The following is a 24,769-nucleotide window of genomic DNA, read 5'->3' as shown; positions in this document are numbered from 1 at the left end:
CCGCGAGAGGTCACGAGGTGCGAATGGGGATGCCCGGCCTCCACCCGAGACTCCTGGACAACCCCAGTCCGCTCGCGACGAGCGAGGGAACGGCCGCCTGCAGTTTGATCGAGCCCGAGGCCACCACGACGGAGAGGGCCGCGACGACTTTGCCGCGGCCGTCGACGATGCGCGTCGCGACCGACTCGGCCCCTTCGCTCAGCTCTTCCTTGACGACCACCGTTCCCGTCGAGCGACAGGACGCCAGCTGGCCACGGAGTTGGGCCGGGTCAACGATCGTTCTGGGAGTGAAGCGTCGCAGCCTTCCGGCCAACACCTCATCGATGAACGCCGGACTGCTGTGGCTCAGCAGTACCTTGCCGACGCCCGAGCAGTGCAGGGGCAGCTGGCCGCCGACCTGTGAGGTCAGACCGACGGCGTTGACGGCCGACAAGCGCTCGATGATCACGGCCTGGTCGCCCTGGAGGACGGCCAGCTGCACATGCTGGCGAAGAGCCGTGTACAGGTCCTCCACGAACGGCTGCGCGGCGCTGCGCAGCGTCTCGGCGCGTGGTGCGAGGGTGCCGAGGCGCCACAGCGGCAGGCCGATCGCGAAGCGGTTGTCGCTGGTGCGTTCCAGCGCGCCCGCCTCCACGAGTTCGAGCGTCAGGCGTCTGGCGGTGGCGTGCGGCATGCCGGTGCGCCGGACCAGGTCGGCGAGGGTCAACTCGGTGTTGTTGGGGTCGAAGGCGAACAGCAGATCCCAGAGTCGGGAGCTGACAGTGCGTCCTGGCTCGTTCGCGCGAGGCATGGGCCTCTCCTTCATCCGGTGTGGCGCAGGTGACTCTACCTTCTATGTTCATTGGATGAATAAAGGTGTTCTTTCAGTGCGTACGTTGCCGGACTCTTGCAGGCAGCCAGTCACCACCTCGCCAGAGGTCAACGGGAGTGAAAGAGCATGATGACTACGGAAGCAGGCCCCAGGATCGCGATCCTCGGTGGCGGCATCGGAGGCCTCGCTGCCGCGGCCTTCCTCCGCGACAAGGGCTTCCACAGTGACGTCTACGAGCAGGCCGCAGCCCTCACCGAGGTCGGTGCCGGCCTGGTGATCGCCCCCAACGCCGCCCGCCTGCTCCGGCGTCTCGGCGTGCTGGACAGGTTCATCGAGCGCGCGGTGCAGATGGAGATCGGCTGGGAGTTCCGGCGCTGGGAGAACGGCACCGTCCTCTCCGCGGAGAACCTCCAGGACGGGTGCAAACGCCTGTACGGCGAGCACACCTACACCGCCCACCGCGCCGACCTGCTGAATGCCTTGAGGTCGGCCGTCCCCGAGGACTCGCTCCACCTCGGCAGGCGCTGCGTCTCGGTCGAGTTCGAAGGCGACCAGGCGGTGCTGCGGTTCGAGGATGGCGAAACAGTTCGCCCGGACATCCTCATCGGTGCCGACGGAGTCCACTCACGCGTGCGCAGCGCGATCGTCGGGCCGACTCAGGCCAGGGAGTCGGGCATCTGCGCCTACCGGGCCCTCGTGTCGGCGCGCAAGGCACCCGCATTCGCCAGGCGGCGCGCTCAGACCCTCTGGATCGGCCCCGACCGCCACCTCGCGCACTACCCGGTCTCCGGCGGGGAGTACGTCAACCTCGTCGCCTTCGCACCGGCCGGCGCGAGCAGCGTCGAGTCATGGACGGCCACCGCGACACTCGGGGAACTGCTCGACGAGTTCGACGGCTGGGATCCGCGTCTGGTGGAGCTGATCAGGTCGGCCGACACACCGGGACGCTGGGCGTTGCTCGACCGCGAACCTCTCGACAACTGGAACCGCGGCAACGCGACCCTGCTGGGCGACGCGGCTCACCCGATGTTCCCGTTCTTCGCCCAGGGCGCTGCCCAGGCGATCGAGGACGGCGCCGTCCTGGCTCTCTGTCTCGCGGAGGACCCGGACAGCCCGTTGACGGCCCTGGGACGCTACGAAGAACTCCGCCGACGCCGCACGGCACGCCTGCAGGAGATCTCCCACGGACGGTCCCACATCAACCACCTTCCGGACGGCCCCGAGCAGCAGGCCCGCGATCTGGCGTACTCACAGGCCGACCCCCTCAGGGCGAACGGCTGGATCTACGAGTACGACCCCGAGGTCGCCGTCTCGGCCTCGGTGTGAATCAGCCGCGACGCTCCGACCCGGCGGTCCCGGTCGACGGGTCTCGACCTTCCCTCGTCGAACAAGGCGTTGACCATCCAACGAACACGGCCATTGTCGTCCCCCGGGCCACACCCGAGACTCCGGTACGGACGGCCCGCGACATGGCCCTGGTCCCCATGACTCCAGTCGAACCCCTGCGTACGTCCCGAAGGGCGGATCACCCAATGGCACCCGCAACCGGTAGTGGGCTCGTCGTGCGAACCCTGCAGCGAGCCGGAGTCAACGTCGCCTTCGGCCTGAACGGAGCACACGTCGACGGCATCTTCCAGGACGCCATGGACGCCAAGCTCCGCATCGTCGACGTGCGCCACGAGATGAACGCCGGCCACGCGGCCGAGGGTTACGCACGGGTCACCGGGGACCTGGGTGTCGCCGTCGTCACGGCCGGAGGCGGCTTCACCAACGTCCTGACCTCCATCGCCAACGCCCATCTGGACCGGACCCCCGTCCTCTACATCGCCGGCTCCGGCCCCCTGGAGACCGACCAGATCAACGACCAGCAGGCCGGCTTCGACCAGGTCGCCATGGCAGCCCCGGTGACCAAGTTCGCGCACCGCGTCACCCGTACCGAGCTGGCACCGGCATCGCCCCGGCCGGTGGCGTCGACCGGATCATCGAGGCGCTCGCCACCGCCCGGCGGCCGATCGCTCTGGTCGGCAAGTCCTTCGTCACCGCCGAGGCGCGGGCCCACCTGCACGAGTTCGCCGCGCTTACGGGAGTGCCCCTCTTCTCCGACTGGGAGGGACTCGGGGCGATCGTCGGCTCAGAGCACCATGTCGGTCTCGTCCAGACCCTGGCCACTGTCCCCGAGGACGAGCGGCCCGACCTGGTCCTGCTGTTCGGGCTGCGCTTCGGACTGGCCACCCAGTTCGGCACGGGCGGACTGCTCCCGAAGAGCGCGCGGATCCTCCAGATCGACCCCGACGGCCGTGAACTCGGCCGCCTCCAGGAGGTCGAACTGGGCATCCAGGCCGACCCGGTCGGCACGATCGGCCTGCTGAACGAGCGCCTGGGCGACAGCCCCGTACCCACAGGGCGCGACGACTGGCTCACGACCCTGCGGGACGTCTCGGACACCCGGCGGTCCGCACTCGCCGCCGAGACCGAGGACCACGAGGACGCCGCGATCCACCGTTCCTAAAGACTGAGCGGGAGTGAGTCCTGTTGCCAGGACTGCTGCTCAGCCGGGTGTCCCGAACGGTGTTGGGCACCCTGGTCGCCCGCTTTCGCTCCACCACCGGGCGGCGCGCATCTGGTGCGGGGTCCGGGCGGGTGGGGGCGGGTTTCCTCACGCCTGCGGGTGTCCGGTCGGGCCTGGACGGTCCGATGCCCCGCACCATCACTCTGGTGATGCGGGGGCGGTGTCGTCCGTCGCCTGATCGGATGCCCGAGGGCGCGTCGCCCGACCGCGATGCTCGCCGCATCGTGCCGGGAAATCTTGCGAGTCGGTGTGGTCAGGGGCTTTTGCCAGTGCTGGGCACCCCAGCGGCTGGTGTAGGCCGGGTCGACCGCGACGACCGCCACGTTCTGTTCGGCGGCCATCGACACCAGCCGGGCCTTGAGCTTCGCGGTCGGGAAACGGGACAGCAGCCGCCTGAAGCGTTTGTTGCGGCCGTGCTGCTCACGGCCCTTCTCCGCCGCGAAGTCGAGGTCTTCGATGGCGATCGCGGCGGCCCCGCAGCGGCGGGTGTGGTGCAGCAGCCGGGTCAGCGTGTGCCGGATCTGCGCGTCCCGGTGCTCGGTGCTGCCCGACAGGTCGTAGAAGAACCGCTGGGGTTCGCCGACCGGGTTGCCGTGCACGTCCAACTGCCAGGCGGCGAGGTGGTCGTCGTTCATGTCCACCCCCACCACCCCCCGCGCCAGGACCGCCTGAAGCGGCAGGACGGGGGCGGCGGCGCGCTGCCAGGACGCGGTGACATACCAGCGGCCCCGGAGCACGTCGTGGTGGATGCGGTAGGCCACCGCCCGGTTCGCGGTGATCCGGTCACGCCACTCCTGACCGCGGTGCTGGAACCGTACGACCGCGTCGAGGAGGTAGCGGCCGTGCGGGGCGTTGGCCAGGTGGGCCAGCGGGGCCGGGAGCTTGACCGAGAGCCGGCCGGTGTCGGTGACACGGATGGTCTCGTTGCCGAACCGCTTGCCCGACTCCCCGTCCGCGGCCAGAAACATCCGCTCCGCCCGCCACCGCCGACGCCACGCCGCTGTATCCAGTCCGGCCGCCTCAAGGTGGTGGCGGGTGTTCGCGAGGCGTCTGCCGCCGCGCACCACCCGCACCCGGCCCGCCGCCCGGTCCGCCTCCACCACCACCAGCCGGTCCTTCAAGGTGTGCAGGCGGCGGGACTTGGCATGCCACTCACCCCGCGAGGCATACCCGCGCACCAGCCCCTCCCGCCTGTCGGCCTTGGCACCCAGCGCCCGGCGTCTGAAGGCCGAGCAGGTCCGCGAGCCGGGCGAGCGCCGCACGCCCGACGCTGCCCGCGATCGCGAGGACCGCGAGGCCGCCGAACAGCGGGCCGAGCTCGCCCTGAATCTCGTGCAGGAACGACGCTTCCTCAACGCCAGGGCCATGGCCGGCCGCCGCACGCTGTTCGCTAGCATCCCTGCCTATGACGATGCGGGGGTGGCGACTGGGTGTCGTGGCGGTGCTGGCAGCGATCTGTGTCTCCGGTCCAGAACGTCCGGCGGTCATCCGTACGGCGTCGGACCTCGGCCCCCTCCCGGCGGACCGCTACGACTTCACGCCGCAGGACCACCAGCGATCGCAGCGGGCATCGGCGTTGCTGGTCCGGCAGTGCATGGAGGAGCGTGGCCACCCGGACTTCCCGCTCGACCCCCGCTACCCCAGCGACCCCTTCGTCATGACCGTGGTGAGCACCGACTACGGCGCCCTGGATCTCGCCACCGCCCGCCGCTGGGGCTACGGCTGGGACCCGGAAAAGTCCCGGGCTTTCCGGCCGAAAGGCCGCCGGATGACGAACGCCGAGTATGCGGACTTCCCCGCCTGCAATGCCGAGACGAACCGGCGGCTGATGCGCGGCATCGACCTCAAGCGGGACTGGCTCTACGCAAGTACACGGGCGATCGAGGTCGACAAGGCGGTCAAGCGCGACCCGCGCCTCCGTGCGGCATGGGATGTGTGGTCCCGCTGTGTGGCAGAACAAGGATTCAAGCGCTATCCCGACCCCGTCGCGGCGTACACGGACACCGCCTGGCAGCGGGGCAGTGACGGCAACACCCGCCATACGCAGCGGGAGCGGGCCACCGCCGCCGCGGACGTCACCTGCAAACGCCGCCACCATACAGCCGAGCTCTGGCACGCTGCACGGGCGCGGAAGCAGGCCGTGGACATCACACGGCACCGCGACCGCTACGCCGCCGGACTGCAGGCGCTGCAGACATACCGATCCAACATCACCGAGGTGCTGCGAAAGCTCGGCCAGCGGGGCGCCGACGCAGGACGGTGAGTCCCGCGAGAGTCGACGGATACGTGGCCACCGCTCAGCCGACTGACCTTGAGCCCCACGCCCCCAGCGGCGCCAGCCGGCTGGGCAAGCGTGTGGCGCCCCCCATCCGTGGAACGGGACGGGCAGCGCCACACATCGAAACCGGAAACTTATCCGGGGAACGGCTTGCTCGCGTCGTCGTCAGCCTTGATGCACGCGTCGAGCTTCTTCTGGAGGGCGGCCGCGTCGTTGAGCGCCTTCTTGGCCGCCGCGATCTCCCCCAGCTGCTTCAGCTTCGCGGCCTTGGTCTTGAGGTTGGCGATCTGCTGGCGCAGCTGGCTCGTGTTGCAGGTGACGGAGGCCTTGACCGATACCTCGCCCCGGTCGGCCGACGTGGCGGCGTGAGCGGGCACAGAGGTGATGAAGAAGCCTCCGACGATGGCCGCAGAGACGGCCAGGACGGAAAAGCGCTTGGTCATGAGTTGTTTCCCCCAGGTAGGGCGTGCGTTGGTCGGAGTGGATCTTACAGACCGTTGTGACCCGCCAGTAACCGGAGGGGGTGAGGTACTCGACGCCCGTCTCCACAACGGGAGTTGCGTCACCGGCGCGGATTGGACTTTCGGCAGTGGTCGGACGGCGCCCGATGTCCGTACCGTCACCTCCGTGGACATCGCAATGATCAACGGTGAGACGGCGACCGGAACCGCCGTATCACGGCGGGTACTTGATCCCGGGGCCGCTCTCACAGCGGCTACCGCGGTGGCTGCCGGTCTGAGTGTGATGAACCTTTCGTGGGCCGTCCCGGCTGCCATCGCCGCGTTCCTGGCAGGACGACGACCTGGACGGACGGCGCCGACAGCGCTCGCGCTGGTCGCGATTCTCGCGGCCAGTGTGGTGGTCTTATCCGTCGTTCCTGCTTGGCTGCCCCTGGCCGGCCGGTTTGTGGCAGTGGTGGTTGCCGCCACGATGCTGCCATGGTTCGCGGGCCGGTTCTGGTGCCAGTATCAGCAGCTTGTCCGGGCCGGGTGGGAGCGTGCCGATCAGCTGCAACGCGAGCAGCAACTGATCGCTGATCAAGCCCGGTTGCGTGAACGGGCGCGTATCGCCCAGGACATGCACGACGTACTCGGCCACGACCTCAGCCTGATCGCCCTGTCGGCCGGCGCACTCAAACTCGCGCCGGACCTTGAAGAACATCACCAAAGGGCCGCCGGGGACATCCGAGCCAGAGCCGCGGCCACGGTGGAGCGTCTCGGCGAGGTGATCGGTGTCCTGCGGGAGGCGACCGACACAACGGCGATGGCCCCCAGCAACTCCAGCATCCCAAGTCTGACCTCCGAGGCTTCCGCGGCCGGCCTCACGGTGGAGTTGCGCATCGACGGCGAGGCGGACGACCTGCCGCCCGTGGTCGAACGGGCGGCTCACCGAGTCGTGCAGGAAGCTCTCACCAACGTTGCCAAGCACGCGTCCGGCGCGACCGCGACTGTCCGACTGACGCATACGGCAACAGAAACAAAGGTCGTCGTGGTGAACGGCCCGCCATCGTCTGCGGCCGACCAGCGGCTCCGGCCTCCCAGTGGAGGGCGTGGCCTGATCGGTCTCGAAGAACGTGTGCGGTTGACCGGCGGTTCGTTCGACCACGGCCCGCGCGACGGAGGTTACGCAGTCGTCGCGCGTATCCCGCACGCGCCCTCGCCGCCACCGCCGCTCACGCCGTCAGCCTCTCGTGGTGACGAGTTGCCGCAGGAACATCGCCGCGCTCGGCGCAGGGTCGGCCGGGCCCTGGTCGCCGCGGTCATGGTGCCCCTCGTGACGGGAGCGTTGCTGAGCGGGGCTCTCATGGGCTGGGAGACGCTGTCGGCGGCACAGTCGGTCCTGGACCCCCGCGACTATGCCCGCCTTCATGTGGGGCAAGATCGTGCCGAGGTGGAGCGTGTCCTGCCGGACCGGCAGACGAACCACCGACCGCTGACTGCCGAGCCGACGGGAGACGGCACAACGTGCGAGTACTACGCAATGACGGCCAACAGGTTCGACGACCGGTCCGGCGACGCCTACCAACTGTGCTTCCGGAAGGACACCCTGGTGTCCCTGGACACGATCACCCCGTGAGCGTTCGATGATCCGGGTACTGATCGCCGACGACGAGCCGATGATCCGTGCAGGGGTACGCGCCGTTCTCGCCACGGATCCGGACATCGAAGTCGTCGCCGAGGCCGTCGACGGGCACGAGGCCGTGGAGCTGGTCCGACGTCATCGTCCCGCGGTGGCCGTCCTCGACATCCGTATGCCGGGAATCAACGGCATCGACGCCGCCGCGGAGATCCACAACACAGTGCCGACCACGAGCGTCATCATGCTGACGACCTTCGGTGAGGACGACTACATCCTGAAGGCGCTCGGTGGTGGTGCAGCGGGCTTCCTGATCAAGTCGGGTGAGCCCGAGGAACTGATCACCGGAGTCCGTGCGGTGGCCGAAGGCGCCGCCTATCTGTCACCGAAGGTCGCGGCCCGGGTCATCGCGCACCTCGCCGCGACGGGCGTGGGCACCCTGGCCGGTCGGCGCTCCGCCGCCCGTCATCGGGTCGCCGCCCTCACCGCCCGGGAAAGAGAGGTACTGGCCTTTGTCGGAAGCGGCCTGTCCAACGGGCAGATCGCCCGGCGGCTCCACGTGGTGGAGGGAACGGTCAAGGCCCATGTGAGTTCCATCCTGGCGAGGCTGGGCGTCGACAACCGTGCCGCTGCCGCGGTGGTGGCCCACGAGGCCGGGATCATTCCGCCTCAGCCTTCCCAGCCGTGATGCCGCCGCCTGGGCAAGGGGCATGAACGCAAGCAGCACGGCCGCCACGATTGCGCCGCCGAGCGTCGCGCCGGCGAGCACATCGTGCGGGTAATGAACCCCCACCAGCACGCGCAGCAGCGCAGCGGCCCCGGCCATGGGCAGCGTGATCCAGGCGAGGCGGGGCCGCAGCACGGCAAGACCGATGGCCAGGCCGGCGGCCAGGGTGGCGTGGTTGCTGGGGAATGACCAGTCTGCTGCCCCGGGGCATTCCGCGACGGGTTCGGCGCCCGCGTGTACCGCACGGCAAGGACGCTCCTCGTCCACTACGAGCTTCACCGCTTCGCTCACCGCATAGGCAGCGAAGGTGCCTAGGCCGGTCAGTACGGATCCGGCGACCTCCCGCGTGTCTTTGCGGCGGATTGCCGTCCCCCACATCCAGACCAGCAACATTCCGAGGATCACAAGAGTGCCCTCGGTGGCCACTTCCAGGAGAGGGCCGAGCCACGACGGTGCATCCTCCGCCGCCCTGGTCACCGACCGGTACACGGACGCCGAAGCGCCACCCGTGACCTCGACAGGACCGGCCTGGCCCAGCCCTCCGGGGGACAGCCAAGTGACGACTCCTGCACCCACGCCCAGGACGGCCAACGCGCCGAGCAGCCGACCGGTTCGGACTTTCCTTCGCGGTTCTCGTTCCACGAAGCCCGAACGTAGAAGCGGGGACCCGTGAGGAACCCGAGCCGAACGGCAACAGCGGACCTTGCCGATCGTCAGGGTTGACCGCGACGGTCAGGCAGTCATGCGCCCGCGGGGGCGAGGACGATGTCGAAGCGCACCCGGCTCCACGTGCCGTCGAGGACGCGGCCGTCGGGTGTCGGCGTACCGGCGGGCTGCCGTTCGAACCGCTTGATCAGTGAGTCCTTCACGCCGAAGACGGTGTCCTTGCGGCCGATGGGGTCGCCCTCGGGGAAGATGTGGGTCACCAGCGTGCGCCCCCCTTCGTGGGACACCATGAAGTGGAGGTGGGCTGCGCGCAGCGGTGAGCGGCCGACCGCGTCGAGCATCTGGCCGACGGGTCCGTCGTCGGGGATGGGGTACGGCGTCGGGGTGAGGCCCCAGAAGCGGTAGCCGCCGTCGGCCGCGGAGAAGAGGTGCGCCCGGCCTGCGCGCTTGCCGGCCTCGTACTGCACGTCGTACAGCCCGTCCTCGTCGGCCTCCCAGACCTCGATGAGCGCGCCGGCGAGCGGGGTGCCGTCGGTGTCGGTGACGGTGCCCTCGACCCAGCAGGGCTCGCCGGGGGCACCGAAGGCCAGGTCACCGCCGAGTTCGATGGCGGGGGAGTCCTCGACGAAGAACGGCCCGAAGACGGTGGCCTCGGTGGCGCCCTTGTAGGCCTGGTTGTTGACGTTGATGGTCTGCATGCTCGCGCCGAGGGTGTCGGAGAGCAGGATGAACTCCTGGCGGACCTCGTCGGTGATGTGGCCGGCCTTGGTGAGGAAGTCGATCGCCGTCCCCCACTCCTCCTCGGTCAGCCGGACCTCCCGGATGAAGGAGTGCAGGTGCTTGACCAGGGAGGTCATGAGCTCTTGCAGCCGCGGGTCCTGGCAGGCGTCGAAGGAGGCCACGACGGTGTCGACGAGTTGCTGCTCGACCGCCTGCTGCTCCGGCGACACCTCGCGGTAGATGGTGCCGTGTGCACCGGCCTGGGCCGAGCCGGGGTTGACGTAGGTAGCCATGACGGCCTCCTTCAGATGATCGGGTCGCCGGCCCAGGCCGCCTTCAGCAGCGCGGTCAGGTTCTCGTCGGTGACGGGGGTGGGATTGTTGGCGGGGATCGCCTTCTTGATCGGCCCCAGCGCCTTGGCGCTGCCGCCCTCGGGCATGCCGTAGTCGCGCAGCGCCCTCGGCGCGTCCAGCACCTCGCGCAGGGTGGCCAGGCCGGCGCCGGCCTCTTGGGAGCCGAATGCCTGGGCGATACGGGCTTCCGCCTCGGGGGCGTGCGGGGCGTTGAAGGCCAGCACGTAGGGCAGCACGACCGCGTGGGTCTGTGCGTGCGGGAGGTTGAACATGCCGCCGAGGACGTGGCAGATCTTGTGATGCATCCCGGAGCCGACCGAGGCGAACGCGACGGCGGCGAGGTAGGCACCGTACAGCGTCTGCTCGATGCCCTCGACGCCGGTCGAGTCCTCGGCCACCGCCGGCAGACCGGTCGCGAGTGCGCGGATGCCCTCCTGCGCCAACGCCCGGTCGATCGGGTCGGCACGCGGTCCCCACATCGAGTCCACGCAGTGCGCCATCGCGTTCAGTCCGCTGGCCACGGTCATCTCGCCGGGCAGGGAGGTGAGCAGACCGGCGTCGTAGACGACCGACGCGGGCAGCACCTTGTCGTCCACGCCGGTGGTCTTGGTCTCGCCTTCGGTCAGGCCCCACACGTTGGTCGCCTCGGAGCCCGCGTAGGTGGTGGGCACCGCGACGATCGGCAGCCCGGTGGTCAGCGCCACCGCCTTGGCCAGACCCGTGGTCGAGCCGCCGCCGACGCTGACCAGGATGTCCACGCCCGCGTCGACCGCCGCCCGACGAGCTCGCCCGGCGACCTCGACCGGCACGTGCATCACGACCTCCTCGTGACGAAGGACGACCGGGATCTCCTTGGCGATCGGGTCGGCCAGCTCCTTCTCGCGGTCCGACGCGATCAACATGACTTTGGAGCCGCCGAGTGCCGCGACCTCCGCCGCCACGGCGACGGGTGACTCCCCGGCCGCGAACACCACGCGCTGGGGAAGGGTTTCGTGGGTGAACTTCATCAGGCCTCCGCCAGCCATTGCTTGCCTTCACCGTAGAGCTGCTCGACTGCTGTGCCGGTGAGGCCGGGAAGCCCGTCCTTCACCGTGAACCCCGCCTTGGTCTGCAGGTAGGCCAAGTGCCGATAGCCGGTCGGGAACCGGTTCAGGAGTTCCGGGGCCAACGTGAGCGAGGCAGCGGGGTCTACGACGTCGAGCCGGTCCTTCTCGTAGATCGGCTGCCGGCGCACGAGGGTCCAGCGCCCCTCGTGGCGGGAGAGGAAGTCGTAGAAGCGGCCGGTGCAGACGACATCGACCTCGACGCCGTCGACGCTCGCGCGCTGGTTGATGGTCATCTTCGTCTGGGCGATGGCCCGGTCGCCGACGATGTCCGCGGTGTGGCCGCCCAGGAAGTGGAGGATGCTGACGCCGTTCTCGAAGCCCTCGCGGCTGGCCTTGATGAAGTCGGTGGCGTTTCCCTGGAACCAGGTGGCGCTCATCCAGCCGTCGCGCGGATGCCAGACCGTGGCGAAGCGGTCCCAGTCCCCGGCGTCGCGCCACAGCGCCCAGTTCTCGAGGAGCTGCCGGATCTCGTGGCGGTCGTTGTCGGCCTGCGACATTGTTGACTCCTCGGAGGGGTGGAGATGCTGGTACAGGGGCGTCGTCAGACGGACCGGAAGAACTCCTCCAGCTCCCGGTCGAGTTGCTGAGAGGCCTCTGTTTCTCGGGCGTCCGCCAGCCATGCCGCTCCCACCGCCGGGCTGAAGGCCGCGGCAAGGCCCCACAGCCATGGGAGCACGGGCCGGGGGCGCGGCGCACGCCGTGTCACGTGCGCCGTACGGCCTCGCCGCATCTCAGATGGGGTAGTGGCGGGAGCCGGACTGGATGGTGATCCAGCGCAGCTCGGTGAACTCCTCCAGTGCGGCGCGGGAGCCGAAGCGGCCCCAGCCGCTGGCGCCGACACCGCCGAACGGCATCTGGGGTTCGTCGTGCACGGTGGCGCCGTTGATGTGGCAGATGCCGGACCTGATCCGGCGGGCCACGTCGAGGGCGGCGGCCGCGTCCTTGCCGAAGACCGCGGCGGAGAGTCCGTAGTCGGTGTCGTTGGCGACCGTGACGGCGTCGTCGGTCGAATCCACCTCGATGATCGAGACCACCGGTCCGAAGGTCTCCTCGGTGTAGATGCGCATGTCAGGCGTGACCCCGCGCAGCACGGTGGGGTGCACGAACAGGCCGTCGGCCGTGCCGCCGGCCAGGACCTGCGCGCCCTTGGCGCGGGCGTCCTCGATCAACTCGACCACGTGGTCGCGGGCGGCGCTGTGGACCAGCGGGCCGATCTGTGAGGCGGGGTCGCTCGGGGGTCCGACGACGAGCTTGGAGGCACGCTCGGCCAGGCGGGAGGAGAGCTCGTCGGCGACCGTTATGTCCACGATGACGCGCTCGGTCGACATGCAGATCTCGCCCTGGTTCATGAAGGCACCGAAGCTGGCCGCGGCGGCGGCCTCCTCCAGATCGGCGTCGGGGAGAACCAGGAAAGGCGCCTTGCCACCGAGTTCGAGCACGACACGGGTGAGGTGGCGACCGCCGAGTTCGCCGATGATACGGCCGACCCGGCTGGACCCGGTGAAGTTCACGCGCGTCACGGCGCGGTGGGCGATCAGCGCCTCGACGACGCTCGGACCGTCCTCGGGCGCGTTGCTGATGAGGTTGACCGCTCCGGCGGGCACGCCGGCGTCGTGCAGCACCTGGACGATGGCGGCCTGGGTGAGGGGCGTCTGCTCGGAGGACTTCAGCACCACGGTGTTGCCCCACACCAGCGGCCACACGATGGAGCGTACGCCGAGGATCAGCGGCGCGTTCCAGGGTGCGATGCCGACGACGACGCCGACCGGCTGACGCACGCCGAGGGCGGTGAGGCCGGGCACGTCCGAGGGGATGACCTCGCCGACGGCCGCGTACGCCTGGGCGGCCGCCTCGACGAGCATGCCCTTGGCGACGTGCACGTTGAAGCCGCACCAGGGGAGGGTGGCGCCCATCTCGCGGCTCATCGTGGCGACGATGTCGTCGGTGCGCTCGCCGAGCAGGACGGCGGCCCGCTCCAGGACCGACCGGCGTGCCGGCGGGAGGCTCGACCACTCCGGAAGGGCGGCCGCCGCCGCGTCCACCGCGAGGTTGACGTCCTCGACGGAGGCCGCCGCGACCCGCGCGATCGGTTCACCGGTCAGGGCCTCGGTCGTCTCGAAGTAGCGGCCGTCCCTGGCCGCGACGTGCTCGCCCGCGATGAGGAGGTCGCTGGTCCGGACCGCGCCGGACGGGGGAGCCTCGGTCTCAGTGGCTGACATGTGTTGCCTCATCTCAACAGCAGCGGCGATCGCCGCACGAACCCTGCGTGTCGAACTCTCCGCCCACGGCGGCATGCCCTGAACCCTCATGTCCGTTCATCGAACAGCCGCATGAGGGTTCAGGGCGGTCGGCCTTCCCGGGCCTCGGGCCTCTCGTGTCTCAGGCCGGCGGCATGCGCTTGGCCTGGTGCAGGTGCGCCAGGCGCCAGCCCTCCGCGGTCTCCTCCCACACCCGCGTCACCGCCTCCTGGACCGGGAACGGCGGGAGGTTCTCGTCGAAGATGATGTGCATCTCCTGGAGGCACGTGGTGATCGCGGTGGTGCCGTGCACCGTGATGCTGAGATTCTCGGCCTTCGCGAACACGTGGCGGCGGCGGGTCCAGGTGAAATGGGCGAAGGCCTTGCCGTCGTCGATCTTCCCGACCGGGCCGTGGACGCCCCGGAAGTCCGCCAGCATGAGGGCGGTCATCGCTTCTTCGCCCTCGGTGAGGGCCACGAGCCAGGCGGCCTCCGCCTGCTCGACCGCCTCGATGGTGCCGGTGGGTGCGGTGGATGTGGTGGACGTCGTTGTCGTCATAGGTCCAGCTCCAGGATCGGTGAGAGTGCTCGTGACGAGCACGTGGTGAACATGCCGTCGGCGCGCTCACGGTCGGTCAGGACGTCGTCGCGGTGATCGGGCTCTCCGGCGATCACGCGCACGATGCAGTAGCCGCAGATTCCCTGCTGGCAGGAGTAGGGGGCGTCGACGCCGGCCGCGAGCAGGACATCGAGGATGCTCTCGCCGTCCTTGATCTCGAACTCGCCGCCGGTCTTGGCGAGCCGCACCGTGAAAGCCCCGCCGGCCGTGTGGGCGGCGGCGTCCTCCACGGGGGCGAAGCGCTCCTTGTGAATCGCTTCGGCGGGCCATCCCGCTCCGAGTGAGGACGAGATCACGAAGTCCATGAAGCCGCCGGGACCACAGACGTAGACCACCGTGTCGGGGTCGGGCGGCCCGATGTCGGTGGCGGTGCTGAACCGCTGGTCGTCCGGGCCGTCGTCGAACCGGAGCCCGTTGGAGTCGGCATGGCCGTTCGTGGTGATGCAGGGCATCACACCGCTCATGGGGCCGCTGCTGGTGCGCCTGCTCGGCAAGGTCGCTCCGCGGGTGATGCTCGCCGCCGGTCTGGTGCTGACCGCGGCGGGGCAGCTGTGGCTGGCGTCGCTGCCCGTGAGTGACACCGGTCTGCTGACCCTGACCCCGGCGCTCATCCTCAGCGGCATGGGCTTCGGCCTGCTGATCGGGGCGCTGACCGCCGCAGCGGTGAACACCGTGCCGGTCGAGCTCAGCGGGATGGCAAGCGCCGTCACGACGTTGCTGCGCGGCTTCGGCCAGGCTCTCGGACCGGCCGTCATCGGCACCGTGGCGCTGACCTCGGCCGGGAACGCGCTGGCCCAGGCCTTGCCGCACGCCGGTCTGGCCGCCGCGCAGCAGCACGCGGTGCAGGCCGTTGCCGCCGAGGGAGGCCCGCTCGCCGTGGCCTCGGCGCCCATGGGACCGCGGGTAGGCGCGCTGGTGACGGAGGCGTTGACACATGGCTACAACCTCGGGTTCCTGGTCACCGCCCTCGCCTGCCTGGTGGCCGCCGCGATCAGCGTGCTGTTCCTGCGCGGCGGCCGCAGATCAGGCCTGGCCGTCCCCCTTCCCTGAGCAGTGCCGCGCGCACCTCGCTGCTGTGCTCGGCGGCCATGACCCTTCCGCAGATCGGCAACGGCCGGGCGGCGTGGGCCCGTCGGATCCCCCTCGGAGACCGAACAACGGTTACCGGCGACGGCCGAGCAGCAGCCCGCCGGCCGTCAGGGCCGAGGCGAGACCGAGGACGCCGACGGCGTGGGCCATGCTGCCGGTGGCCGATTCCAGGCCGATCAGGACGAGCGGGCAGATGAACTCGCCCGCGAAGAAGGCAGCCGTCCACAGACCGGTGCCGCGGCCCCGGTCGGCGTAGCTGAGCCTGGACATCGCGATGGTCAGCAGCGAGGGCAACAGCATGCCGGTGCCGAGGCAGTTGAGCACCGCACCGACGATCACGATCAGCGGGCTGTTCGCCAGAGCGATCACCACGAAACCGGCCGCGCACAGGGCGAACACCAGGGGCAGCCTACGGTCCGGGCTGCCGGACAGTCTGGTGAAGGCGATGGAACCGACCACGGTGGCGGCGCTGGCGACCGCGGTGGCCAGGCCGATGACGCCGGTGGACTTCACGCCCAGGTCGTCGAGCAGGTAGGACATCTCGACGGGCACGGTGTAGAAGACCATCGCGCCGAACACGGTGAGTGCGCAGATGCCCGCCAGCAGGCGCACGGGGAACGGCCTCTTCTCGCCCGCGGGTTCGGCTTCCGCGGCGCCGGCCGGCCTGGGCCTGGACAGGGTGAGCGCCATCGCGGGGGCCAGCAGCAGGCCCACGGCGTAGATCCAGAAGGGCGCGCGCCAGCCCGCCGAGCCGAGGGCGCCGCCGATGACGAAGAACGCGGTGGCGGAGATGGAGGCGCACATGGTCTGCAGAGCCAGGTAGCGTTCCCGCGTCCGACCGCTGTAGTAGTCGCCGATCAACGTGGTGCAGCAGGTCATGATGGCCGCCTCGGCGATGCCGACCAGCACCCGGCTGATCACGATGGCGCCGAGCGAGTCCAGCCACAGCGGGGCGGTACCGAGCAGCGCGTACAGAAGCGTCGCCGCGACCAGCAGCCGTACCCGGCCGAGGCGGTCCACGATGACGCCCGCGAAGGGGGCGAGCAGGGCGAGCGCGAGCGCGGGGATGGTCAGGACGACCGGGACGAGGGTCTTCACTCCGGGCACGATCGCGAAGTGTTCCTGCATCTTCGGCAGGACCGGCGCGAGGAGGACGGCGCCCAGCACCGGCAGACAGCTGCCCGCCATCAGGAGCACGGCGCGCAGCGGCCCCGCGCTCTCGGTATTCGGGCGGAGGCTGTCGGCGGGCGCGGGCGGGGAAATGGGTCTGGACATGCCGAACTCCACGGGTGGTGGCAGAGGTGCGGCGCCGAACCGCTGCGGCTGGGTCACGCAGCGGGGCACCGGCGCACCAGGGGGGACGCGCCCGGGACAGCGGGCGTCGGGGACTGCCCCGACTATGAGCCAGGCCGTTCCCGGCGACTACCCCTCACGTGATCGCACTGCCGGATCCTCGTCATCCGTGCCGCGGATGGGGTCTGCCCGCACGGCCGATGCCACGCGGGCGGCCGTGTCCCGCAGCCAGATGTGCCCGGTGTCGTGGGTGTGGACGGGGTGCCACCACAGCGCCTCGCGCAGGGGGACCGTCTCGTAGGGCGGCGTCATGATCCGTACCGGTGCGGTGCCGCGCAGGCGTTCGGCGAGGAGTGCCGGGACGAGGGCGATCCGGTGGGTGCCGGCGACCAGGAAGGGCAGCACCGTGAAGCTGTCGACGGAGACGCTCACCCGCGGTTCGATGCCGAGCATGCCGAGCTGGTGGACCGCCGGGGTGTCGTAGGCGCGCAGGTATGTCACCCACGGCAGGCGCGCCAGGTCGTCGCGGGAGAGGCGGTCGCCCACCTCGGGGTTGTCCTCGGCGACGAGGAATACCCAGCCGTCCTCGTACAGGTCGGTGACGGGGAAGTCGCTGATGATGCCGTGTGGCATGACCACGCCGTCCAGGCTGCTCAGCACGGCACCGGCCACCTCGGTGATGCGGGGCGGGATCTGGACGAAGCGCACGCGGACACCGGGCGCCTCACGGTCGAGGATCCGGGTGAGCTCGGCCCCGAAGACGGCCACCGCGTAGTCGCTGACGGCCAGGGTGAATTCGCGGGACTCCGTCGCCGGATCGAAGTCGGCCTGGCTGGTGAAGAGGCGTTCCAGCTGGTCGCAGACGGTGGAGGTGCGGTCGAGCAGTACTTGGCCGAGGGCCGTCAGTTCGTAGTGGCCTCCCACGCGGGCGAGCAGGTCGTCGTCGAAGTGCCGGCGCAGCCGGGCGAGCGCGCCGCTCATCGCGGGCTGGCTCAGACCGACGCGCCGGCCGGCCCTGGTGACGTTGCGCTCCTCCAGCAGGGCGCGCAGGGCGACGACCAGATTGAGATCAAGGCTTGCCAGGTTCACGGCGGCACTCCAGCGTGCGATGGCGTCGACAGGATAAGTCCGACGGATGACTGTCATCCGGATAATCGATTTCCCTTATCCCAAAGGCTGCGGCCAGATTAGTCCCATCGCAATCAGGAGGACACGTTCGTGAAACCCGCAGCCACGTCCGTCCCTTTCGCGGGACCTTTCGCCCTCGGTACTCTCTCCGCCCCTGACGGTATGCTGTTCCCCGCTCTCGTCACGCCGGACGGCCGCGCCCTCGACCTGCGCGCCGCCCTGGGTGAGCGGGAGCTGACCACCCGCACGCTCCTGGAGAGCTGGGCCGAGGCCACACCCCGCCTGCATGCCCTCGCCAGGGACGACAAGGCTGCCTGGCAGCCTCTCGGGGACCTGCGGGCGCACGCTCCGGTGGAGCCCCGGCAGGTCTTCCAGTCGGGTGCGAACTACCGGCAGCACGTGATCGACCTGGAGGTCGCTCACCGCGCCCCCGACGACCCCCGCACCGTCGAGGAGGCTCGGGAGGAGATCGCCGCTCTCATGGACCGGCGGGCGGCCGAGGACCTGCCGTACGTGTTCATCGGCCTGCCCAGCGCGATCACCGGGCCGTACGACGATGTACACCTTCCCGACTGGGCCGAAAAGCCGGACTGGGAACTGGAGTTGGCGGCCGTCATCGGTAAGCCCGGCTACCGGGTGTCCACGGACGAGGCGCTGGAGTACGTCGCCGGCTACACCATCGCCAACGACCTCACCGACCGGGCCACCGTCTTCCGCCGGGACATGCCCGCCATCGGCACCGACTGGCTGCGCAGCAAGAACGCCCCCGGTTTCACCCCGCTCGGCCCGTGGATCGTGCCCGCCGAGTCGATCGCCGATCCCGGAGATCTGCGGGTCACGCTCAAGCTCAACGGCGAGACCATGCAGGACGAGTCCACCAAGGACATGCTCTTCTCAGTCGCCAGGCTGGTGTCGTACATCTCCCGGACTTCCCGACTCCTGCCCGGCGACCTCGTGTTGACCGGCAGCCCGGCCGGCAACGGCATCCACTGGGGGCGGCTGCTGCGCGAAGGCGACGTCATGGAGGGGTCGATCACCGGTCTTGGCGTGCAGCGCACCCGATGCGTGGCCAAGGAGACGGGTTCATGAACCGGAACGACCCTGAGGGCGCGATCGCCGAGGCCGCCAAGAAGTACTCCAACTGGGGCCGCTGGGGCGAGGACGACGTGCTCGGCACCCTCAACTTCCTCGACGAGGGCAAGCGCCGCGAGGGCGCCGCGCTCGTCCGGCGGGGCATGAGTTTCTCGCTGTCGCAGCGGTTCGACATGGACGGCCCGCAGAAGGGCTGGCGGCGCCGCACCAACCCGGTGCACACCATGCTCGACACCGGCACCGACGCCGCCCTCGGCAACCAGGGCTTCCCGCACGGTATCGGCGGCGCCGACGACGTGATCGCGATGCCGCTCCAGTGCTCCACCCAGTGGGACGGCCTGGGGCACATCTTCGACCACGGCAAGGCGTGGAACGGCCGGGCGGCCGAGAAGGTCGTCACCTCCGACGGCGACCTGGTCACCGGCATCGAGCACATGGCGCCGCACGTCGCCGGGCGCGGTGTGCTGCTGGACGTCGGCCGCGTGATCGGCGACGACGGGGAGCTGCCCGACGGGTTCGCCGTCACCGAGGAGCACCTCACCCAGGCCGCCGCCGCCCACGGGGTGCGGGTCGGCCGCGGGGACATCGTCATCGTACGCACCGGACAGCTCAGTCGGGTCCGCCGCGACGGCTGGGGCGACTACGCGGGCGGCGCGGCACCCGGCCTGTCGTTCACCACGGCCGGCTGGCTGCACCGCACGGAGATCGCCGCGATCGCCACCGACACCTGGGGTTTCGAGGTCCGGCCAGGCGAGTTCGAGCACGCCTTCCAGCCCCTGCACCAGGTCGTCATCCCCAACATGGGCCTGCTGATCGGCGAGATGTGGGACCTCGACACGCTCGCCGCGGACTGCGCGGCCGACGGCGTGTACGAGTTCTGGCTCACCGCCGCCCCCCTCCCGATCACCGGTGCCGTCGGCTCGCCCGTCAACCCGATCGCCGTCAAGTAGCCCTCGCCCAGAGCGACATGAGGACAAAGGACTTCCCCATGAGAACACCCCGCACCGTCCTGGTCGTCGGCGGCGGATCGGCCGGCAACGCCGTCACGATCCTGCTGCGCCGGGCCGGACTGACCGTCGACCTCATCGAGGCCAGCGAGGACTGGAACGCCACCGCGGGTTCCGGCATCACCGTCCAGGGCAACGCCCTGCGGGTCCTGCGCGAACTGGGCGTGTGGGAGCAGGTGCGGGCCTCCGGGTTCGGCTTCGGATCGCTCGGCATCACCGGCCCGGACGGCACCGTCCTGCACGTCGTCGAGGACATCCGCACCGGCGGTGACGACCTGCCCGCCACCGTCGGCATGCAGCGCCCGCAGTTGCAGTGCATCCTCATCGACGCCGTCCGGGCGAGCGGCGCCTCGGTGCGCCTCGGCACCCGCGCCGAGAGCTTCGACCAGGACGCCGACGGCGTGCGGGTGCGTTTCAGCGACGGCAGCGAGGGCCGCTACGACCTGGTGATCGCCGCGGACGGCATGGGATCGAGCACACGAGCCGCGATCGGCATCGCCGACCGTCCCGTGCCGACCGGAATGGCCATCTGGCGCATCGCCGCTCCCCGTCCCGAGGGCCTGGAACGCACCGACCTCGCCTACGGCGGCCCCGCCTACATCGCCGGCTACTGCCCCACCAGCCGGGACACCATCTACGCCTACGCGGTCGAGGACAACCGCGATCGCGCGTCCATACCTCCCGAGAGCTACGCCGACGAGATGCGCAGCCTCGTGCAGGCCTACGGCGGCCACTGGACCGAGATCGTCAAGCACATCGACGATCCGGCGAAGGTCAACTACACCTGGTACCACCGGCTGCTGGTGGAGGGCTCCTGGCACCGCGGACGGGTCGTGCTGACCGGTGACGCGGCCCACAGCTGCCCGCCCACCCTGGCTCAGGGCGCTGCGATGTCCCTGGAGGACGCGCTGGTCCTCGCCGAGCTGCTCACCGGCACCGACGACTGGGACGACCAGCTGTTCCAGACGTACTACGAGCGCCGTATCTCGCGGGTGCGCCCGGTGGTGGACGCCTCCATGCAGATCGGGCAGTGGCAGCTCGACGGGGTCCACGACGCCGATGTGCCCGGCCTGGTCAACCGTATGTCGACCATGCTCAGGGACCTGCCGTGACCTCCCACCCGCCACCCGGCCACCAGCCCACGGCGAGCACCGAGCCGTACCCGTGGGCAACGGTCGATGTGCACGCCCACGTCCTGCTGCCCGCGATCGAGGCGCTGGTGGACGGCTTGCCGGGCCTCGCCGAGGCGAGAGCGCTCGACGCCCGCCGCAACGGACCCGCCGCGCTCGCCGTCAACGGGCCCATGGTGCGCGAGCGGATCCCCCGGCTCACCGACGCCGGTGTGCGGCTGGCCGCGATGGACGCCCAGGGCGTCGATGTGCAGCTGGTAAGCCCGTCCCCGTCGCACTACCACCACTGGACGGACGAGGCGACCGCCGACAAGGTGTGTCGACTGGCCAACGAGGGCACGGCTGCGCACTGCTCGGCCGCGCCGGACCGGTTGAAAGGGCTCGGCCTGGTTCCGTTGCACCAGCCCGACCTGGCCGTCCCGGCGCTCGAACACGCCCTGGAAGTTGGTCTGTTGGGCGTGGAGATCTCCAGCCACGCTCCCTCCTTGCCCGCCCTCGGGCAGGAGGGACCCAGCCGCGAGCTGTCCGACCCGGCCTACGAGCCCTTCTGGCGGCGGGCCCAGGAAACCGGCGCGGTGCTCTTCCTGCACCCGTTCGGCTGCACCCTCGACGAGCGGCTGGACCGGTGGTACCTGTCCAACACCGTCGGCCAGCCCACCGAGAACGCCGTCGCGCTGTCTCACCTCATCTTCTCCGGGGTCCTGGACCGCCATCCGGGACTGAAACTGATCGCGGCGCACGGCGGCGGCTACCTCCCCACCCACATCGGCCGCGCCGACCACGCCTGGTCCGTCCGCTCGGACGCGGGCGCGGACTGCGCCCACCTGCCCAGCAGCTACCTCAAGCGGCTCCACTTCGACTCCCTCGTCCACGACCCCCACGTCCTGCACGCGCTGATCGCCGCCGCGGGCGCGGACCGGGTACTGCTCGGCTCCGACTTCCCCTTCGACATGGGCACCGAGGACCCCGTCGGGGCACTGCGCGCCGCCCACCTGCCCGAAGCCGACTTCCACGCCGTACGCGGGGGCAACGCGGCAGCGCTGCTGCGGCTCGCCTGACCCCCACACAGGAGGAAACCCATCATGAGTGCACGTCTGCTGACCCACCTCCGCCACGTCGACCTCGCCGTACCCGACTACGACAAACAGCTCGACTTCTATGCCGGCGTCTGGGGCCTGAGCAAGGTCGCCGAGGACTCCGGCATTTCCTTCCTCGCCGCCGAGGGCAGCCCGGAGCAGTACGTCGTCCGGCTGCGCAAGGCCGAGGAGAAGCGCCTCGACCTCGTCTCCTACGGCGCCGCGAACCCGGCCGACGTGGACACCATCGCCGAGCAACTCCTCACGGGCGGTGTGCAGTTGATATCCCAGCCGGGCAAGGTCGACACCCCCGGAGGCGGCTACGGCTTCCGCTTCTTCGACGTCGACGGCCGCACCATCGAGGTCTCCGCGGATGTCGAGGCCCGGCAGCACCGCAGGATCGAGGAGAAGGAGTCGATCCCGGTCAGGCTGTCCCACGTCGTCCTCAACTCCCCTGATCTGAACAGGACTCGGGAGTGGTACGAGCGCCACCTCGGCTTCCGCCTGACCGACACCCTCAGCTCGCCGCACATGGGCGAGGTCATGCACTTCATGCGGATCTCCAACCAGCACCACTCGATGGCCGTCGCGCAGGGACCGCACACCTCCGTGCACCACGTCTCCTTCGAGATGCGCGGCATCGACGAGTACCTGCGCGGCACCGGACGCCTGCTGCAGGCCGGAGTCCACAAGGTCTGGGGTCCCGGCCGGCACACGGCGGGCGACAACACCTTCACCTACTTCCTCGACCCGCACGGCAACACCGTCGAGTACACGACCGAGCTCGAGGTCGTCGACGAGGACACCTGGCACCCGCATGTCTACGACTTCTCCCAGCCCGAGATCGCCGACCAGTGGGGCACGGCCAACCCGATGAACGAACTCGTCGCCAAGGAGTCGTTCAACGACGTCGACCCCGGCGTGTTCGTCGCCCCGCCGGTCTGACCCCCTTCGGTTCCGGGGGCGCGGCACGGCCTGTCCTGCCCTGACTGCCCGCCGCGCCCCCGGAACTTCCCGCCCCCGAGAACCCCGTAGCAACAGAGCCTGGAGCCGCACATGCGTTTCGCCGCGTACGAGCACCGACACCAGCGCCAGGTCGCCGTCGTCGGCGAGAACGGCCGCCTCCATCCGGTCCCCGGCGAGCGCACACTCACCGAACTGATCACAGAAGGCGCCCTCTCAGAAGCGGGGGCCACGGCCCTCGACGCCCCGGCCGGACCGCACGTCTCCCAGGTGCGACTGCTGGCGCCGCTGCGACCGGCCTCCGTACGGGACTTCGTCACCTTCGAGGAGCATGTCGAGGGCGTACGACGCTCGGTCGACGGTGCGAGTGGCGTGCCGGACGCCTGGTACACCGCGCCGACCTTCTACTTCACCAACCCCCACGCCGTGTTCGGGCCGTACGACGACATTCCCATGCCCCCGGGGTCCCAGGTACTGGACTTCGAACTCGAAGTCGCCGCCGTCATCGGCCGCGAGGGCCGTGACCTCACTCCCGAGCAGGCACGTGAGCACATCGTCGGCTACACGGTCTTCAACGACTGGTCCGCGCGCGACCTCCAGTCCGCCGAGATGAAGGTCGGCCTCGGACCCTGCAAGGGCAAGGACACCGCCACCACCCTCGGTCCGTACCTGGTCACGGCCGACGAACTGGAGCCGTACCGGGACGCCGAGGGCTTTCTGCGGCTGGCCCTGACCGCCGAGGTCAACGGGCAGGTGGTCGGCAAGGACCTGCTGTCCAACATGAGCTGGACCTTCGAGGAGATGGTCGCCTACGCCTCGCGCGGCACCCGGGTCGTGCCGGGTGACGTCCTGGGCTCGGGCACGTGCGGGAACGGCGGCTGCCTCGCCGAGCTGTGGGGGCTGCGGGGCGAGCGGACTCCGCCGCCGCTGGGTCCCGGCGACACCGTCACGCTCACCGTCGAGGGCATCGGCACGCTCACCAACACCGTCGTCCCCGGCGTCGATCCCGTGTCCCTGCCGGCCGGTCGGCGCCGCAGCCGGGAGCGGCCATGACGGGCCTGCGCTCCAAGCGGCTGCTGGGCAAGGTGGTCGTGGTCACCGGCGCGGCTCGCGGCCAGGGTGCCGCTGAAGCCGAGGCACTGACCCGCGAGGGCGCCCGGGTGATCGCCACCGATGTGACCGAGGCACCCGGCTGCCGCCGTCTCGACGTCACCAGCGAGCAGGACTGGGCCGATCTCGCCGCCGAGTTGAAGGAGGCGTACGGGCAGGTCCACGGCCTGGTCAACAACGCGGGCATCACCTGGCGGGCCCGTCTCGGCGACGTACGCCCCGAGGACTTCGACCGCGTCCACGCCGTCAACGTCACCGGCCCGCTGCTCGGCATCCAGCACCTCGCCCCGCTGATGCCGCCCGGCGCCTCGATCGTCAACGTCGGCTCCTCCGCCGCGCTCACCGCCCACTACCCGGTGGCGTACACCGTCAGCAAGTGGGGCCTGCGCGGGCTGTCCCAGACGGCCGCGCTGGAACTCGGACCGCGCGGAATCCGCGTCAACACGATCCACCCCGGCTACATCGAGACCGAGATGACCGCCTCCGCCGCCCCCGCCTTCCGCGAGGCCAACATCCGCGAGACCCCGCTCGGCCGCACCGGCACGGTCGACGAGGTCGCCCCGCTGATCGTCTTCCTGCTGTCGGACGAGTCGTCGTTCATCACCGGCGCGGAGATCCCCGTCGACGGCGGCCTCACCGCGCACGGCGGAGTCAAGTCCGTCTCGGACGCCCTGCGACCGGAAACCCCATGACCGACACCCTGGGCCGTGCCGCCACTA

General features: G+C 70.2%; 24 protein-coding genes and 3 pseudogenes. 14 read left to right on the top strand and 13 right to left on the bottom strand.

From position 1 onward, the window contains the following. Positions 1 to 10: 10 nt before the first annotated feature. Positions 11 to 790 (bottom strand): IclR family transcriptional regulator, encoded by a 780-nt coding sequence (locus ACFYO2_RS37920; RefSeq protein WP_388358759.1) that lies wholly within the window; start codon positions 788 to 790, stop codon positions 11 to 13. A gap of 147 nt (positions 791 to 937) precedes the next feature. Here ACFYO2_RS37920 and ACFYO2_RS37915 point away from each other — a divergent pair, with 147 nt between their 5' ends. The 3 genes and pseudogenes from ACFYO2_RS37915 to ACFYO2_RS37905 all read left to right on the top strand — a co-directional run bounded on the left by ACFYO2_RS37915 (position 938) and on the right by ACFYO2_RS37905 (position 3,320). Further along, positions 938 to 2,137 (top strand): FAD-dependent monooxygenase, encoded by a 1,200-nt coding sequence (locus tag ACFYO2_RS37915; RefSeq protein ID WP_388358757.1) that lies wholly within the window; start codon positions 938 to 940, stop codon positions 2,135 to 2,137. A 143-nt stretch (positions 2,138 to 2,280) separates the two neighbouring features. Next, positions 2,281 to 2,646, top strand: a pseudogene (locus ACFYO2_RS37910) (thiamine pyrophosphate-binding protein); the annotation flags it as partial. Between the two features lie 116 nt (positions 2,647 to 2,762). Beyond that, entirely contained in the window at positions 2,763 to 3,320 is a 558-nt protein-coding gene (locus tag ACFYO2_RS37905; RefSeq protein ID WP_388358876.1) for a hypothetical protein, read from the top strand. On the opposite strand, the pseudogene ACFYO2_RS37900 reads toward ACFYO2_RS37905, so the two are convergent. Further along, positions 3,317 to 4,600 (bottom strand): annotated as a pseudogene (locus tag ACFYO2_RS37900) (IS200/IS605 family accessory protein TnpB-related protein); the annotation flags it as partial. The gene ACFYO2_RS37905 and the pseudogene ACFYO2_RS37900 sit on opposite strands and share 4 nt — an antisense overlap. Before the next feature lie 185 nt (positions 4,601 to 4,785). Between ACFYO2_RS37900 and ACFYO2_RS37895 the strand changes: the two are divergent. Beyond that, entirely contained in the window at positions 4,786 to 5,643 is an 858-nt protein-coding gene (locus ACFYO2_RS37895) for a hypothetical protein (protein WP_388358755.1), read from the top strand. A gap of 149 nt (positions 5,644 to 5,792) precedes the next feature. Here ACFYO2_RS37895 and ACFYO2_RS37890 read toward each other — a convergent pair whose 3' ends face one another. Beyond that, a complete protein-coding gene (locus tag ACFYO2_RS37890) occupies positions 5,793 to 6,101 on the bottom strand; it encodes a hypothetical protein (RefSeq protein ID WP_388358752.1) in 309 nt (102 codons plus the stop codon). 196 nt (positions 6,102 to 6,297) lie between these two features. On the opposite strand from ACFYO2_RS37890, the gene ACFYO2_RS37885 reads away from it, so the two are divergent. Together ACFYO2_RS37885 and ACFYO2_RS37880 are read left to right on the top strand one after the other, a co-directional pair. Next, a complete protein-coding gene (locus ACFYO2_RS37885) occupies positions 6,298 to 7,734 on the top strand; it encodes a sensor histidine kinase (protein ID WP_388358874.1) in 1,437 nt (478 codons plus the stop codon). 7 nt (positions 7,735 to 7,741) lie between these two features. Then, entirely contained in the window at positions 7,742 to 8,422 is a 681-nt protein-coding gene (locus tag ACFYO2_RS37880; RefSeq protein ID WP_388358749.1) for a response regulator, read from the top strand. Between the two features lie 39 nt (positions 8,423 to 8,461). On the opposite strand, the pseudogene ACFYO2_RS37875 reads toward ACFYO2_RS37880, so the two are convergent. The 8 genes and pseudogenes from ACFYO2_RS37875 to ACFYO2_RS37840 all read right to left on the bottom strand — a co-directional run. Then, positions 8,462 to 8,839: pseudogene (locus ACFYO2_RS37875) on the bottom strand (phosphatase PAP2 family protein); the annotation flags it as partial. 362 nt (positions 8,840 to 9,201) lie between these two features. Beyond that, positions 9,202 to 10,140 carry a dioxygenase gene (locus tag ACFYO2_RS37870; protein ID WP_388358747.1) on the bottom strand — a complete coding sequence of 313 codons (939 nt, stop codon included), beginning with the start codon at positions 10,138 to 10,140 and terminating at the stop codon, positions 9,202 to 9,204. Between the two features lie 11 nt (positions 10,141 to 10,151). Then, a complete protein-coding gene (locus ACFYO2_RS37865; RefSeq protein WP_388358745.1) occupies positions 10,152 to 11,207 on the bottom strand; it encodes a maleylacetate reductase in 1,056 nt (351 codons plus the stop codon). Continuing rightward, positions 11,207 to 11,803: a nuclear transport factor 2 family protein gene (locus ACFYO2_RS37860; RefSeq protein ID WP_388358742.1), complete on the bottom strand. Its 597-nt coding sequence runs from the start codon at positions 11,801 to 11,803 to the stop codon at positions 11,207 to 11,209. Before ACFYO2_RS37860 ends, ACFYO2_RS37865 begins: the two co-directional genes overlap by 1 nt. A gap of 44 nt (positions 11,804 to 11,847) precedes the next feature. Next, a complete protein-coding gene (locus ACFYO2_RS37855) occupies positions 11,848 to 11,982 on the bottom strand; it encodes a hypothetical protein (RefSeq protein WP_388358740.1) in 135 nt (44 codons plus the stop codon). Between the two features lie 55 nt (positions 11,983 to 12,037). Next, positions 12,038 to 13,525 (bottom strand): aldehyde dehydrogenase, encoded by a 1,488-nt coding sequence (locus ACFYO2_RS37850; protein WP_388358738.1) that lies wholly within the window; start codon positions 13,523 to 13,525, stop codon positions 12,038 to 12,040. Positions 13,526 to 13,685: 160 nt separating this feature from the next. After that, positions 13,686 to 14,102, bottom strand: a complete 417-nt coding sequence (locus ACFYO2_RS37845) for a nuclear transport factor 2 family protein (RefSeq protein ID WP_388358735.1) — start codon at positions 14,100 to 14,102, stop codon at positions 13,686 to 13,688. Beyond that, on the bottom strand, positions 14,099 to 14,626 hold the full coding sequence (locus ACFYO2_RS37840) for a flavin reductase family protein (protein ID WP_388358733.1): 528 nt from the start codon (positions 14,624 to 14,626) through the stop codon (positions 14,099 to 14,101). The genes ACFYO2_RS37845 and ACFYO2_RS37840 overlap by 4 nt, the downstream gene beginning before the upstream one ends. On the opposite strand from ACFYO2_RS37840, the gene ACFYO2_RS37835 reads away from it, so the two are divergent. Next, entirely contained in the window at positions 14,625 to 15,212 is a 588-nt protein-coding gene (locus ACFYO2_RS37835; RefSeq protein WP_388358730.1) for a hypothetical protein, read from the top strand. The genes ACFYO2_RS37840 and ACFYO2_RS37835 overlap by 2 nt on opposite strands. Before the next feature lie 111 nt (positions 15,213 to 15,323). Here the strand turns inward: ACFYO2_RS37835 and ACFYO2_RS37830 are convergent, their stop codons facing one another. Both ACFYO2_RS37830 and ACFYO2_RS37825 read right to left on the bottom strand, forming a co-directional pair. After that, positions 15,324 to 16,526 carry an MFS transporter gene (locus ACFYO2_RS37830; RefSeq protein WP_388358727.1) on the bottom strand — a complete coding sequence of 401 codons (1,203 nt, stop codon included), beginning with the start codon at positions 16,524 to 16,526 and terminating at the stop codon, positions 15,324 to 15,326. A 147-nt stretch (positions 16,527 to 16,673) separates the two neighbouring features. Continuing rightward, the gene (locus ACFYO2_RS37825; RefSeq protein ID WP_388358724.1) at positions 16,674 to 17,633 is read right to left on the bottom strand and encodes a LysR family transcriptional regulator; all 960 of its coding nucleotides are present in this window, start codon (positions 17,631 to 17,633) and stop codon (positions 16,674 to 16,676) included. A 129-nt stretch (positions 17,634 to 17,762) separates the two neighbouring features. On the opposite strand from ACFYO2_RS37825, the gene ACFYO2_RS37820 reads away from it, so the two are divergent. The 7 genes from ACFYO2_RS37820 to ACFYO2_RS37790 all read left to right on the top strand — a co-directional run bounded on the left by ACFYO2_RS37820 (position 17,763) and on the right by ACFYO2_RS37790 (position 24,742). Further along, on the top strand, positions 17,763 to 18,761 hold the full coding sequence (locus ACFYO2_RS37820; protein WP_388358721.1) for a fumarylacetoacetate hydrolase family protein: 999 nt from the start codon (positions 17,763 to 17,765) through the stop codon (positions 18,759 to 18,761). Further along, on the top strand, positions 18,758 to 19,714 hold the full coding sequence (locus ACFYO2_RS37815; protein WP_388358719.1) for a cyclase family protein: 957 nt from the start codon (positions 18,758 to 18,760) through the stop codon (positions 19,712 to 19,714). The genes ACFYO2_RS37820 and ACFYO2_RS37815 overlap by 4 nt, the downstream gene beginning before the upstream one ends. Before the next feature lie 38 nt (positions 19,715 to 19,752). After that, a complete protein-coding gene (locus tag ACFYO2_RS37810; RefSeq protein WP_388358717.1) occupies positions 19,753 to 20,883 on the top strand; it encodes an FAD-dependent oxidoreductase in 1,131 nt (376 codons plus the stop codon). Continuing rightward, positions 20,880 to 21,959: an amidohydrolase family protein gene (locus ACFYO2_RS37805; RefSeq protein WP_388358715.1), complete on the top strand. Its 1,080-nt coding sequence runs from the start codon at positions 20,880 to 20,882 to the stop codon at positions 21,957 to 21,959. The genes ACFYO2_RS37810 and ACFYO2_RS37805 overlap by 4 nt, the downstream gene beginning before the upstream one ends. Positions 21,960 to 21,983: 24 nt before the next feature. Then, positions 21,984 to 22,922 (top strand): VOC family protein, encoded by a 939-nt coding sequence (locus ACFYO2_RS37800; RefSeq protein WP_388358712.1) that lies wholly within the window; start codon positions 21,984 to 21,986, stop codon positions 22,920 to 22,922. Between the two features lie 111 nt (positions 22,923 to 23,033). Then, the gene (locus ACFYO2_RS37795) at positions 23,034 to 23,993 is read left to right on the top strand and encodes a fumarylacetoacetate hydrolase family protein (protein ID WP_388358710.1); all 960 of its coding nucleotides are present in this window, start codon (positions 23,034 to 23,036) and stop codon (positions 23,991 to 23,993) included. Further along, positions 23,990 to 24,742 carry an SDR family NAD(P)-dependent oxidoreductase gene (locus ACFYO2_RS37790; RefSeq protein ID WP_388358707.1) on the top strand — a complete coding sequence of 251 codons (753 nt, stop codon included), beginning with the start codon at positions 23,990 to 23,992 and terminating at the stop codon, positions 24,740 to 24,742. The genes ACFYO2_RS37795 and ACFYO2_RS37790 overlap by 4 nt, the downstream gene beginning before the upstream one ends. Positions 24,743 to 24,769: the final 27 nt, after the last annotated feature.

Source organism: Streptomyces sp. NPDC006602, from assembly GCF_042870385.1.
GTDB lineage: Bacteria > Actinomycetota > Actinomycetes > Streptomycetales > Streptomycetaceae > Streptomyces.
The sequence above is the reverse complement of the archived record's forward strand: the minus strand, read 5'-3'. Positions and strand labels throughout refer to the sequence as shown.

Coding starts and splice junctions, on each gene's coding strand:
- ACFYO2_RS37810 (WP_388358717.1), top strand. CDS start 19,753: ATGAGAACACCCCGCACCGTCCTGGTCGTCGGCGGCGGATCGGCCGGC.
- ACFYO2_RS37845 (WP_388358735.1), bottom strand. CDS start 14,102: ATGACGACAACGACGTCCACCACATCCACCGCACCCACCGGCACCATC.
- ACFYO2_RS37790 (WP_388358707.1), top strand. CDS start 23,990: ATGACGGGCCTGCGCTCCAAGCGGCTGCTGGGCAAGGTGGTCGTGGTC.
- ACFYO2_RS37860 (WP_388358742.1), bottom strand. CDS start 11,803: ATGTCGCAGGCCGACAACGACCGCCACGAGATCCGGCAGCTCCTCGAG.
- ACFYO2_RS37895 (WP_388358755.1), top strand. CDS start 4,786: ATGACGATGCGGGGGTGGCGACTGGGTGTCGTGGCGGTGCTGGCAGCG.
- ACFYO2_RS37840 (WP_388358733.1), bottom strand. CDS start 14,626: ATGAGCGGTGTGATGCCCTGCATCACCACGAACGGCCATGCCGACTCC.
- ACFYO2_RS37920 (WP_388358759.1), bottom strand. CDS start 790: ATGCCTCGCGCGAACGAGCCAGGACGCACTGTCAGCTCCCGACTCTGG.
- ACFYO2_RS37795 (WP_388358710.1), top strand. CDS start 23,034: ATGCGTTTCGCCGCGTACGAGCACCGACACCAGCGCCAGGTCGCCGTC.
- ACFYO2_RS37890 (WP_388358752.1), bottom strand. CDS start 6,101: ATGACCAAGCGCTTTTCCGTCCTGGCCGTCTCTGCGGCCATCGTCGGA.
- ACFYO2_RS37880 (WP_388358749.1), top strand. CDS start 7,742: ATGATCCGGGTACTGATCGCCGACGACGAGCCGATGATCCGTGCAGGG.
- ACFYO2_RS37850 (WP_388358738.1), bottom strand. CDS start 13,525: ATGTCAGCCACTGAGACCGAGGCTCCCCCGTCCGGCGCGGTCCGGACC.
- ACFYO2_RS37870 (WP_388358747.1), bottom strand. CDS start 10,140: ATGGCTACCTACGTCAACCCCGGCTCGGCCCAGGCCGGTGCACACGGC.
- ACFYO2_RS37815 (WP_388358719.1), top strand. CDS start 18,758: ATGAACCGGAACGACCCTGAGGGCGCGATCGCCGAGGCCGCCAAGAAG.
- ACFYO2_RS37830 (WP_388358727.1), bottom strand. CDS start 16,526: ATGTCCAGACCCATTTCCCCGCCCGCGCCCGCCGACAGCCTCCGCCCG.
- ACFYO2_RS37865 (WP_388358745.1), bottom strand. CDS start 11,207: ATGAAGTTCACCCACGAAACCCTTCCCCAGCGCGTGGTGTTCGCGGCC.
- ACFYO2_RS37835 (WP_388358730.1), top strand. CDS start 14,625: ATGGGGCCGCTGCTGGTGCGCCTGCTCGGCAAGGTCGCTCCGCGGGTG.
- ACFYO2_RS37800 (WP_388358712.1), top strand. CDS start 21,984: ATGAGTGCACGTCTGCTGACCCACCTCCGCCACGTCGACCTCGCCGTA.
- ACFYO2_RS37915 (WP_388358757.1), top strand. CDS start 938: ATGATGACTACGGAAGCAGGCCCCAGGATCGCGATCCTCGGTGGCGGC.
- ACFYO2_RS37885 (WP_388358874.1), top strand. CDS start 6,298: ATGATCAACGGTGAGACGGCGACCGGAACCGCCGTATCACGGCGGGTA.